Genomic DNA, 10,579 nt, shown 5'->3' on the forward strand with positions numbered 1-10,579 from the left:
TCTGTGCTATGTGGCCGACAGACGCAGGAGGTCGTCGGCTAGGTAGTTGACGAACTGCTTGAGGGTTGGCCGGTTGAACACAACTGTGGCGCTGATGGGGCAACCAAGCAACGTTTCGAGTTGTTCCTTCACATCAGCGATGATGAGCGACGTGCAGCCCAGGTCAAAAAAACTGGTTTCCGCTGGAAATTCTTCGTCCTCCTCCATAAGAAGCGTGGCGCGGAACTGCTCCGCGACGATCACCTCGAGAGCTTCGCGGCGCTCGTGTCGAGGCAGCTCCCGCAACTCCAGCACCGTTTCCGGGGTCATCAAGGCTCTCCCATTTACCGGCTACGTGCCCGCGGCGCCCCCGTCGCGGTTGTGGTCTATCAGCAAGTCAAGCAGTTGCCGCTGACCGCCGACTGACGACCGGGTGATACGGCGGCGAGGCCCCAATCAGTGGCGGATCAGCATCGGGTCAGCGGCGGATGCGAAGGTGACACCAACCGCCCGCGTCCGGTATTTCCGCCCTGAGTGGGCACATTCGGCAGGCACCTTTGCCTTCTCGCGGACGGGTGAATCGGTTGATCTATTGCCGGAGGGCGACGTGAGGATAACGCTGTTCGAGCAGGCACCGTACCGCTATCTCCCGGCGGATTTCGAGGAGCGGTTCGACTCGGTCTGCGACACGCCGTACGCGCTGGTCGATCCCCGCCGCATGTACGAGTCGATGCGCTCGTTTCTGGACGAGCTGATGGTCGGGGCCCGCTCCGGTTTCGACGCGCTCCTGGTCACTGAGCACGGCCAAAGCGCCTACGACGTGACGCCCAATCCCGACATCGTCGCCGGGGCACTCGCATACGCCACCGAGTTGGAGGGGCTCAACGTCGGGATCATGCCACTGGGCCGCACGTTGGGTAAGACCCACGAGCCGGTCCGGGTGGCTGAGGAGTACGCACAGCTCGACGTGATGAGCGGTGGCCGACTGATCGCGGGCTTTCCGATCGGCCTGGGCTACGACGTGACGATCAACAACGGCGTGCCACCCATCGAGGCACGGGGACGCTACGAGGAGAACCTCGACCTGGTGCTGCGCGCCTGGAGCGACCCGGCGCCGTTTCCGTGGAACGGTCGGTACAGCCGCTATCCCCAGGTCAACATCTGGCCGCGGCCGTTGCAGCCGCGTCCGCCGCTGTGGGTCACCGGCATCGGCAACCCGCGCACAATGCAGATGACGCTCGACCGGGACTTCGGCTTCAACTACTTTGGCTTTTCCGGCGCCAAACTGACCGGCAGGCGCATCTTTCCCCGGTTCTGGGAGCTGGTCGAGCGCGCCGGCCTCCCGGCCAACCCGTATCGGGTGGGCTTCCTACAGACCATCGCGGTAGCCGACACCGACACCGAGGCGGACCGCCGGTACGCCGAGCACGCCGAGTACGCATTCCGCAAGGGCCTCGGTTCGATCCCTGGCCACCTGCTCGGTATCCCCGGCGGGATTGACATTCAGGGCCTGCGGGCGGTCTTCGCCGACCCCGGTGACGTCGGCATGTCGCGGCAGATGCGCGGGGCGTCCTACCGAGAGCTCGTTGAGGCCGGCGCGGTGATCGCCGGTAGCCCGGAGACCGTGGCGGAGCAGCTGTTCGCGTTCTGCCGGGAGCACCGGATCGGCAACCTGCACGCCATGCTCGGTTTCGGCTCGCTCCCCACCGAGCTGGTCCGCGAAAACATTCAGCTGTTCGCGGAGGCGGTCGCGCCGCGACTCCGTCAGTTGTGGAGCGACACGGACCACGCCCACCACTGGTGGCCCGAGCGCCTGGGTGGCAGCCCTGCTACGACGACCGCCGCACCCGCCACCACGTCAGACAACCACAATGAGAGGACCGTCGCATGAGCACCAGCTTGCCTTCGGTACGTCGCGAGGCGGTCACCGTCCTCGGCGGACGGCTCACGGTCGAGGTGCAGATCGCCGGCGCGGGTGTGCCCCTGGTCTACCTGCACCAGGCCGGTGGTTTCGGTTGGGATCCGTTGCTGTGGCACCTGACCAAGCGGTACACCGTGTACGTCCCGGAGTTCCCCGGAACCAGTCCCGACGACCCGCACGCCATCCGGCAGATAGCGGATTGGTCGGACCTGGTGCTGGCCTACCAGGAGATGATCGGACAGCTCGGGTTGCAGCGCCCGGTACTGGTCGGGGCCTCATTCGGCGGGATGCTCGCCGCTGACCTGGCCGCGCACTTCCCCGAACTGCCGGGCCGGGTGGTACTGCTGGCCCCACTCGGGTTGTGGCTCGACGACGCCCCCGTCGTCAACTGGAACGCCGTAGCCCCGGACAAGCTGCCGGCGCTGCTGTTTCACAACCTCTCCAGCGACCTGGTCAAGACGGTCCTGCAACTGCCCACCGATCCAGAGCAGATGCGCGCCAGGATGGTTGCCCAAATCTGGGCGTACGGTTGCAGCGGCAAGTTCGTGTGGCCGTTTCCGGAGCACGGGCTGCGCCGCCGGCTGCACCGGATCACCGTCCCCGTGCTGCTCGTTTGGGGACGTCAGGACCGCATCGTCGACGTCCAGTACGCCAAGGAGTTCGCCGCGGTGGTCAGCGACTGCACGGTGGCCGTGCTGGCGGAGTGCGGACATCTGATCCAGCTCGACCAGCCGCAGCTCACCATGGCGACGCTGGACAATTTCCTCGCCTGAGCTGACCGCGGCGTCGCCACCGCCTACGGGTGCAGGACCTCAGTCACGGTGGCCGCGATGCGCACGGCGGTGTGGTCGACGTCCGCCGCGGTGGTCTGCCACGAGCTCACCGAGATCCGCATCGCGGCAGAGCCCTGCCACATCGTGCCGCCGAACCAGCAGTCGCCGGAGTTCTGCAGCCGCCGGATGACGGTTCGGGTGACCTCATCGTCGTCACCGAAGCGCACCAGCACCTGATTGAGCGGGCCGTCGTTGAGGACCCGCACCCCCGGGACGTCGCGCAGGTGGTCGGCGAAGCGTCGGGCCAGTGCGCAGCACCGCTCCACCTGCTCGGCGACCCCGCTACGGCCGAGCGTGCGCAGCGTCGCCCAGACCGGCAGACTGCGGGCCCGACGGGAGAAGTCCGGCACCCAATCGATCGGATCACGTTCACCAGGTGCGGGGTCCGGAAGGTAGCCAGGTCGGACGCTGAGCATCGCGGCGCGATGGGCATCCGGGTTCGCCACGAAGACCAGTCCGCAGTCGTACGGCACGTTCAGCAGCTTGTGTGCGTCGGAGGCCCAGGAGTCCGCGTGCTCCACCCCGGCGACCAGGTGGCGCAGTTTGGGGCTGGCGGCCGCCCACAGCCCGAACGCCCCGTCCACGTGCACCCAGGCGTCGTGCTCATGAGAGATGTCGCAGACCGCGCCAACCGGGTCGACGGCCCCGGTGTTCACATCACCGATCTGGGTGCAGACAATCGTCGGGCCCTCGCAGGTGCGCAGGATCTCCGGCAGCCGGTCGGCGAGCATCCGGCCACGAGCGTCGGTGGGCACGAGCCGGGTGTTGGCCATCCCGAAGCCCAGATAGCGCAGCGCCAGGTCGACGGTGAGGTGGCGCTGCTCCGAGGCGACCACGTTGACCAGTGGCGCGCTCTGGAGCCCGTCGCGTTCCACGTCCCAGCCGACCTCTTCCAGCACGTTGTGCCGGGCCGCCGCCAACGCGGCGACGTGCGCCATGGCGCAGCCGGTCGGAAAACCGACGGAGGTACCGGGCGGAAGACCCAGTAGGTCGACCAGCCACTCCGCGGTCACCTGCTCGGCGGTGGCCACGGCCGGGCCGAGGTCGTACACGCCGCTGTTCTGATCCCAGGCGCTGACCAGCCAGTCGGTTGCGATGGACACCGGGTGGGTGCCGCCGACGACGAAGCCGAAGAACCGGGGCCCGGAGCTGGCGACCACGCCGCCCTCCTGGGCCGCCTGGTTCAGCAGCGCGATCGTCTGCTCGGCCGGGGACGGGCCCTCGGGCATGGTGCCGCCGAGCAGCCGCACCAGCTGCTTCGGGCTGGCGGTCGCGCCGACGCGTCGGGTGGGCAGACTGTCCAGATAAGCGGTGGCGTAGCCGGCGGCGAGACCGAGCAGCCGATCATGCGCATTATCCATGCACCCGACGATATCGACCGGTTCCTGATCGGACGCTGACCGAAACGTTCCTCCGGCGAGGCACACCGAACCGGGGAACGACGTCAGTTGGGCGTCAGTATCGGGTCAGGACCACTCTGCGATGATTGTCTCAGCAAGGCGGCGGGAGATCTCACCAGCGGAGCCGGCCGCCGCGCTGAGGGAGAGGTGCCCAGAGCGGCCTATTGGGGTCCGGGTCACCGGAAGGGCTTCGGCCCACGCAGGTTCGAATCCTGCCCTCTCCGCACAATACAGCGAGCGCCCGGGTACGCCCGGGCGCTCGCTGTATTCCTACCCGATTTTGCTCTTGTCAAGACGGCGTCAGTTTTCGGTCAGCGCAGTTTGTCAGATTGAAAACGGGCTCGAAGCACGTGGCTGGACGGTGCCTTTCGACATCAGGGAGTGTTACAGATGCGTTCTCTCACGGTGGCACGGGAAGTGTGCGAGCGGTTCCATCCCGGGTTGCTCGCGGCGTTGGAGCGGATGCCGCTGCACGAGCGCGAGGCTGAAGGCAGTCGCGTCGTCGAGGTGTTCCGTGCGCACGGCGGCCCGGGGCTGCTGGTGCCCCGGCAGCACGGTGGATCAGCCGCGGATCCCCTGGACGCGGTACGCGTACAGCGGGCGGTGTCGGCGTTGTCGCCGTCGCTCGGCGTGGGCCTGGCCATGCATCACTTCACCGTCGCCATGTTGTTCGCGCTCGCCGAGACTGCCGGGCGGCTGACTGACGCGCAGCTGAAGGTGCTTTCGGGTATCGCCAGCGACGGACTGCTACTCGCCTCCGGCTGGGCGGAGGGACGTACCGATCAGAACATCCTGCTGCCGTCTGTCGTGGCGCGGCCGACCGACGGCGGCTATCTGGTCAACGGCAGCAAGAAGCCGTGCAGCCTGTCGGCGTCGATGAACATCCTGACCGCCAGCGTTGCGCTCCCCGGACCGGACGGCCGTAACAACCTGGCCCTGCTGTTGATCCCTGCCGGATCGGCGGGCATCAGCACGACGCCGTTCTGGGTCAGCCCGATCCTCGCCGCCGCGCAGAGCCACGAGGTGCGGCTGGAGAACGTCTTCGTCCCGCAGGAACTGGTCATCCAGAGCACCGCCGAGGACGAGAGCCGGCTCGACGACCTGCAGACCGTCGGCTTCACCTGGTTCGAGCTGCTGGCCACGTCCATCTATGTCGGTGCGGCTTCGCACCTGGTGGCGCAGCTGGTGGCGACCGGCCGGGGCAGCGTCTCGGACCGGGTCGGGGTGGCCCGGCGCCTGGAGGCTGCGGTCGACCTGGTGGAAGGCGCCGCCCGGGCGATGAACGACGGGGTCACCGGCGACGAGGCGGTGGCGTCCGTACTCGTGGCCCGGTACGCGGTGCAGGATCTGCTCGCCGTCGCGGTCAACGACGCCGCCGAACTGTTGGGCGGGTTGACCTTCATGCGCACCTTCGACGTCGCGTACCTGATATCTGCCGTGCGGGCCCTGGCGTTCCACCCACCGTCGCGCACCAGCACCGTCGAGGCGCTCGGTGACTACTTCGCCGGCGCTCCGCTCAATCTGTCGTAACCGCCGCTCGCGAGGGAGGACCACCATGGACCAGAAGAATCCGTATGAGTCGCCGCTGACGTTCCGTCTACACCGTGCCGAATACCTGGTGGGCTTCGCGATCTCGATCGTGCTGATCCTCGTCCACTTCGACGAGATTCGTTGGATCCCCTTCATTGCCTTGTTCGCGATCATCGACCTGGTGGGCTACATCCCCGGGGCCATCGCGTTCCGCCGCAGCCCGGACGGGCGGATCTCGAAGGTCTACTACGTGCTGTACAACACGATGCACAGCCTGATCACCCAGACCGCCCTGGTCGGTCTGTGGCTGTGGCTGATCGGCCCGGAGTGGGCCCTGTTGGCGATTCCGTTCCACATTTTCGGCGACCGCGGGGTGTTCGGTAACTTCCTTAAGCCGTTCGGCCGGCCCTTCGAGCCTGTCCCCAACGCCGCGTACGACCGGATCGTCGCGATGCTGCGGGCCCGCTCGGCCGGGACCAGCCGGGTGCCCGCCCCCGAGGAGCCGGTTTCGGTCGGCAGTGTCGGGGCGGCGCGGTGACCGACCAGGTACGGGAGCGCGGTGCCGTCGCCGGCGGGGAGGTGGTCGATCTCGGGTCGCCGGCCCGCTCCGCGCTGCGCCGGTTGGCCTCGGGGGTGACGGTGCTGACGGTCCACCAGGACGGCGCCGCGCACGGCGCGACGGTCAGCGCGATCGTCGCCGTCTCCCGCGATCCGCTGGTGCTCGGTGTCGCGCTGCGCGTCTCGTCGACGTTCACTGCCCTGACCGAGAAGGCTGGCGCCTTCTGCGTCAATGTGCTGGGCCGATACCAGATGGACCTGGCCACCCACTTCGCCGATCCGTTGCGGCCCACCGGCGACGCCCAGTTCCACAACCTGACCTGGCATCCGGATCCGCACACCGGGGCGCCGCTGATCGACGGGTGTCTGTCCCACCTGTCCTGCCGCGTCCGTGAACTGCACCCGGTGGGTGACCACGATTTGATCTTCGCAGATGTCGTGGAGGGCCGGCACCACCGGGGCGAGCCGCTGCTGTCGTACGCCGGCCGCCTGTACCCCCACGTCTCCATGCCCCTGCCCCCGATTCAACAGAGCTGACCAAGAGGAGCTGATCACTATGACCGATGTGGTTGCCACCGAAGCGGACTTCGACCACGCGCCCGGCCTGCTGGACGGTGCCGCCAATCTGGCCCTGACCGTGGAGCAGTGTGACGTCGGCTACTGGTTCCGGGAGGTGGCCCAGGGAACCCTGCGCGGTCGGCCTCTCGGCTACTCCGGCGAGCTGGTCACCCCCGACTACATGCGCGAGCCCGGCCCGCTCAACGAGGCGCTTCGCCTGGAGCTGGCGTACCGCGCGCTGGATGAGGAGGCCGCGACCCGGGTTCTGGCCTACTACGTAACGACCGCCCCCGACATTCCCGAACTCGAGTTCTTCAGCACCCAGCTGCTGGACGAGGCCCGCCACCATATGATCTTCAGGAATCACCTGCTCAACGTGGGTGTGCCCAAAGGCGAGCTGATGGACTTCGTGCGCCGTGCCGGCGCGGAATACCAGCGCCGGGTGCTGCGACCGGTGCAGGACTTCGCGATCACGCTCGTGCGGGACGAGGGGGACTTCGTCGGCGCGGTCATCGCCTTCGCGGTCATCATCGAGGGGATCCTGGCAGCCTCCACCGAACTCAGCGAACGCAAGTGGGGGGTGCTGGACCCGGTCGCGGGGGAGATCGCCCGGGGTGCCTCCATCGACGAGATCCGTCACCTGACAGTCGGCAGCTCGTACGTACGGGATCACCTGATCAAGCACCCGGAGGATCGGGGGCACGTGCTCGAGGTGCTGCGCCGAGGCCGACAACTGTGGGATCAGCTGGAGGACGAGGAGTTCGTCATGCACCGGGAGCGGCTGTTCCAGGAGGGTATGCAGCCGCATGCCGAGGCGTTGCGCGACTACGAGATCTTCCCGGGACGCCGGCTGATCGACACCACGCCGCAGGAGCGTTGGGACCTGGCGGCGCAGTGGAACGACGATCTGGCCGACGCCCGGCTGAGGTTCATGGGCCTGCCGGAGGCGATCGATCTGCTGCGGGCCAGGGCAGCCCGGATCATGTGAGGGGCGACCGAGCGGTCGACGCGGCCAGTGATGGGCGACAGGGTTCGTACCTGCGCAGCGTGTCCCGGAACAGCGCAAGGCCAAACCGGGTACACATTGCTATGCTGACCGTAGATCTTGATAAAGAGGTCAAGCGCATCCGCGATCTGGGCGCGACCGAAACCGCCGATCTCCGGTCCGCCGGTTGGGCATGCTGACCGCCCCTGGAGGCAGCCAGTTCTGCGCCGAGTGAAATGTCGCGAGCGCATTCTGCTTTCCGGTACGGAAGTGAGGAGCCACATGGGTGCCGACATGGGCTTCGCGATGTTCGATACGGCGATCGGTCGGTGCGCGATCGCGTGGTGCGGCGATCGCGTCGTGGGCACCCAACTCCCCGAGACGAACAGCGCCAAGACCCGACAGCGGATGCAGACCCGGTTTCCCCGCACGCGGGAGGGCAATCCGCCGGCCGACATCGCCCGGGTGGTGCACGACCTGGTGGCCCTGCTGTCCGGGCAACCGAGCGACCTCGGCGCCGTTCCGCTGGACCTCGACGGGCTGCCACCGTTCCGCCGCCGGGTCTACGAGGCTGCGCGACGGATCCCGGCCGGCGGCACCGTGACCTACGGGGCGCTGGCCCGCACCATCGGCGCGCCCGGCTCCGCCCGTTCCGTGGGGCACGCGCTGGGGCGCAACCCGTTCCCCCTCATCGTCCCGTGTCACCGGGTCGTCGCCGCCAACGGCCGGCCCGGCGGCTTCACGGCGGCGGGTGGCGTGGACATCAAACTGCGACTCCTGGAGATCGAGAACGCCGTGCCCACCAACGCTGCGCCGGCCAGGACCACCTCCGCGAGGAGCGCGCCGGACAAGACGCGGTCGAAGAAGAGGGCGTCGGCCACGACCGCGTCGGCGGCCGGCGGCGCCGCGATCCCGCTGGCCGGCGCGGAGACACCCCCGGGCCGGCTCGGGTTCGACCCGGCGGCTGCGGTCGCGTGCCTGCGCCGCGCGGACCAGGTCCTCGCCGCGCAGATGCCCCGGCTGGGGCCCTTCGACCTGCCGGTACGGCCGACCTTCTCGGTGTTCGACATGCTTGCCGAGGCGATCGTCCACCAGCAGTTGAGCACCCGGGCTGCAGCGACCATCTTTGGCCGGCTGCGCGCGCTCGGCGCGGGGGCCGACGGCCGGCCCACCCCGGCCCGGATCCTTCGTGCCAGCGAGGACGAGTTGCGGGCGGTCGGGCTGTCCCGGGCCAAGGTCCTCGCCCTGCACGACCTCGCCAGCCGTGCCGACCGCGGAGCCCTACCCGGGCTCGAAGAGCTGGCCGGGATGGACGACGACAGCATCGTCGCCCGGCTGACGGAGGTGCGCGGCATCGGGCGGTGGTCGGCGGAGATGTTCCTGATCTTCCGGCTTGGCCGCCCCGACGTCCTGCCGCTGGCCGACCAGGGTCTGCGGCGGGGCGTCGGGCTGCTCTACGGGATAACTCCGATCCCCACCCCGGAGCAGGTAGCGGATCTGGGGGAACGGTGGCGGCCGTACCGGACAGTGGCCAGCTGGTACCTGTGGCGGGTGGTCGAACTGGAGCGGAACCCGGTAGTCGGATGAGCCGCACCGGGCTCCTACGGAAGCCTTAGGACGACGCGCCGGCGTCGTGGACGCGGCGCATCAACTTCTCCAGTTCGGCGAGCACCTGGTCGGCCGTGGCACCCGCCGCCCGGTCGTCCGGTGCGGCGGCGCAGGCCCCGAAGCACTCGGCCAGTCGTTCGCTGAGGGCCTCGATCTCGGTGTTGGACACGTTGACCTCCCTAAACATCTTGTTGGGCAGGGCTCACACGGCGTTGCAGGCGCGGAAGATCGCGACCAGGGCGGGGATACTCGCCCCGTGCTGGAAGCCGATGTACTCACCCGTGATGTGGCTGGGGGCCCACTTCTGCTTGTACGCCAGTTGGGTCTGTGCGGGGTAGACCGCCTCCCCGTGCTGCCACAGGTAGCGCATGAACTGATGGAAGGCGCGGCTGTGGTCACCAAACCGGGGCAGCCTGTCCAACTCGGTGAACGGCGTGAAGCCGAAGTGCAGCCAGTGCACGCCCTCGGCGATGAACGTGTCGATCGCCGCCCGGTTGATCGCCTCCATCGTGCCGGGCGGTGCCTCCGGCTGGCGGCGGGTCAGGTCGTGCAGCCATCCCTGGTGGGCGCCGTACACCGGCGAGTAGGTGATGTAGCCCATGAGTCGGTCGCCGATGGCCGCCACGAACAGCCGGCGTAGCGACTGGTGGCGGTCGCCGTACTGGCCCACCAGGAATTCCAGTGGTTTGGCACCAGCACCCTTGCTGCCCAGCCAGGCGGCGTCCAGCGCCTGCATCCGCTCGTACCAGTCCGCCAGCGGTGCCTCCCGGGCCACGAGGCCGGTTCGGTGGGCCCGAGAGATCTTGTTGCGGAGCTGCATGAACGCCGTCCCGCGCAGCGTGAACCGGGTCAGGTCGACGGCGAACGAGGCGCCCATCTGGTTGACCGTGAATCCGCCGGCTACGTAGTCGGGGGCGTCGGCGGCCTGGATCTGTACGGCGACCACCTCGCGATCGCGCTCGGCGGCGAACGCGACGAACGCGTTCAGCAGCTTGCCGCGGTCGCCCGGTGCGGCGAAGGGGCCGGCGAACTGCACCAGGTACCGCCCCGCCTCGCGGTAGACGATGACGCCCGGGATCCCCTCCGCGTGGAAGTACCGGTTACCCGAGTTCAACGCTAGGAATGCACTCGGATTGTCTGACTCCGTATAGTCCTGGAGCGCTGCCAGGACGATATCGGATTCGCTGGGTGAACCGTTCATAATGTC

At 68.3% G+C, this 10,579-nt stretch carries 11 protein-coding genes and 1 tRNA gene; 8 read left to right on the plus strand and 4 right to left on the minus strand.

From position 1 onward, the window contains the following. Nucleotides 1-6: 6 nt before the first annotated feature. A complete protein-coding gene (locus SALPAC3_RS0124290) occupies nucleotides 7-309 on the minus strand; it encodes an acyl carrier protein (RefSeq protein ID WP_018223768.1) in 303 nt (100 codons plus the stop codon). Nucleotides 310-586: 277 nt separating this feature from the next. Here SALPAC3_RS0124290 and SALPAC3_RS0124295 point away from each other — a divergent pair, with 277 nt between their 5' ends. Both SALPAC3_RS0124295 and SALPAC3_RS0124300 read left to right on the plus strand, forming a co-directional pair. Then, nucleotides 587-1,870 (plus strand): LLM class flavin-dependent oxidoreductase, encoded by a 1,284-nt coding sequence (locus tag SALPAC3_RS0124295; protein WP_018223769.1) that lies wholly within the window; start codon nucleotides 587-589, stop codon nucleotides 1,868-1,870. After that, a complete protein-coding gene (locus tag SALPAC3_RS0124300; protein ID WP_018223770.1) occupies nucleotides 1,867-2,673 on the plus strand; it encodes an alpha/beta fold hydrolase in 807 nt (268 codons plus the stop codon). Before SALPAC3_RS0124295 ends, SALPAC3_RS0124300 begins: the two co-directional genes overlap by 4 nt. A 23-nt stretch (nucleotides 2,674-2,696) precedes the next feature. Here SALPAC3_RS0124300 and SALPAC3_RS0124305 read toward each other — a convergent pair whose 3' ends face one another. Further along, nucleotides 2,697-4,094, minus strand: coding sequence for a pyridoxal phosphate-dependent decarboxylase family protein (locus SALPAC3_RS0124305; protein WP_018223771.1), 1,398 nt, complete (start codon nucleotides 4,092-4,094; stop codon nucleotides 2,697-2,699). Between the two features lie 180 nt (nucleotides 4,095-4,274). On the opposite strand from SALPAC3_RS0124305, the gene SALPAC3_RS28160 reads away from it, so the two are divergent. The 6 genes from SALPAC3_RS28160 (at nucleotide 4,275) to SALPAC3_RS0124330 (ending at nucleotide 9,351) form a co-directional block, all read left to right on the plus strand. Continuing rightward, nucleotides 4,275-4,357 (plus strand) — tRNA-OTHER (locus tag SALPAC3_RS28160). A 166-nt stretch (nucleotides 4,358-4,523) separates the two neighbouring features. Continuing rightward, a complete protein-coding gene (locus SALPAC3_RS0124310) occupies nucleotides 4,524-5,663 on the plus strand; it encodes an acyl-CoA dehydrogenase family protein (protein WP_026185865.1) in 1,140 nt (379 codons plus the stop codon). A 25-nt stretch (nucleotides 5,664-5,688) separates the two neighbouring features. Next, nucleotides 5,689-6,201, plus strand: a complete 513-nt coding sequence (locus SALPAC3_RS0124315; protein WP_018223773.1) for a hypothetical protein — start codon at nucleotides 5,689-5,691, stop codon at nucleotides 6,199-6,201. Then, nucleotides 6,198-6,758, plus strand: coding sequence for a flavin reductase family protein (locus tag SALPAC3_RS0124320; RefSeq protein ID WP_018223774.1), 561 nt, complete (start codon nucleotides 6,198-6,200; stop codon nucleotides 6,756-6,758). The genes SALPAC3_RS0124315 and SALPAC3_RS0124320 overlap by 4 nt, the downstream gene beginning before the upstream one ends. Nucleotides 6,759-6,777: 19 nt before the next feature. Beyond that, nucleotides 6,778-7,767: a ferritin family protein gene (locus SALPAC3_RS0124325; RefSeq protein ID WP_018223775.1), complete on the plus strand. Its 990-nt coding sequence runs from the start codon at nucleotides 6,778-6,780 to the stop codon at nucleotides 7,765-7,767. Nucleotides 7,768-8,046: 279 nt separating this feature from the next. Further along, nucleotides 8,047-9,351, plus strand: coding sequence for a methylated-DNA--[protein]-cysteine S-methyltransferase (locus tag SALPAC3_RS0124330; protein ID WP_018223776.1), 1,305 nt, complete (start codon nucleotides 8,047-8,049; stop codon nucleotides 9,349-9,351). A gap of 25 nt (nucleotides 9,352-9,376) precedes the next feature. Here SALPAC3_RS0124330 and SALPAC3_RS0124335 read toward each other — a convergent pair whose 3' ends face one another. Together SALPAC3_RS0124335 and SALPAC3_RS0124340 are read right to left on the minus strand one after the other, a co-directional pair. Continuing rightward, the gene (locus SALPAC3_RS0124335; protein ID WP_026185866.1) at nucleotides 9,377-9,559 is read right to left on the minus strand and encodes a hypothetical protein; all 183 of its coding nucleotides are present in this window, start codon (nucleotides 9,557-9,559) and stop codon (nucleotides 9,377-9,379) included. Nucleotides 9,560-9,574: 15 nt separating this feature from the next. Then, the gene (locus SALPAC3_RS0124340) at nucleotides 9,575-10,573 is read right to left on the minus strand and encodes a bifunctional lysylphosphatidylglycerol flippase/synthetase MprF (RefSeq protein WP_080635235.1); all 999 of its coding nucleotides are present in this window, start codon (nucleotides 10,571-10,573) and stop codon (nucleotides 9,575-9,577) included. Nucleotides 10,574-10,579 lie beyond the last annotated feature (6 nt).

Source organism: Salinispora pacifica DSM 45544, assembly GCF_000378845.1.
Classification (GTDB): Bacteria; Actinomycetota; Actinomycetes; order Mycobacteriales; family Micromonosporaceae; genus Micromonospora; species Micromonospora pacifica.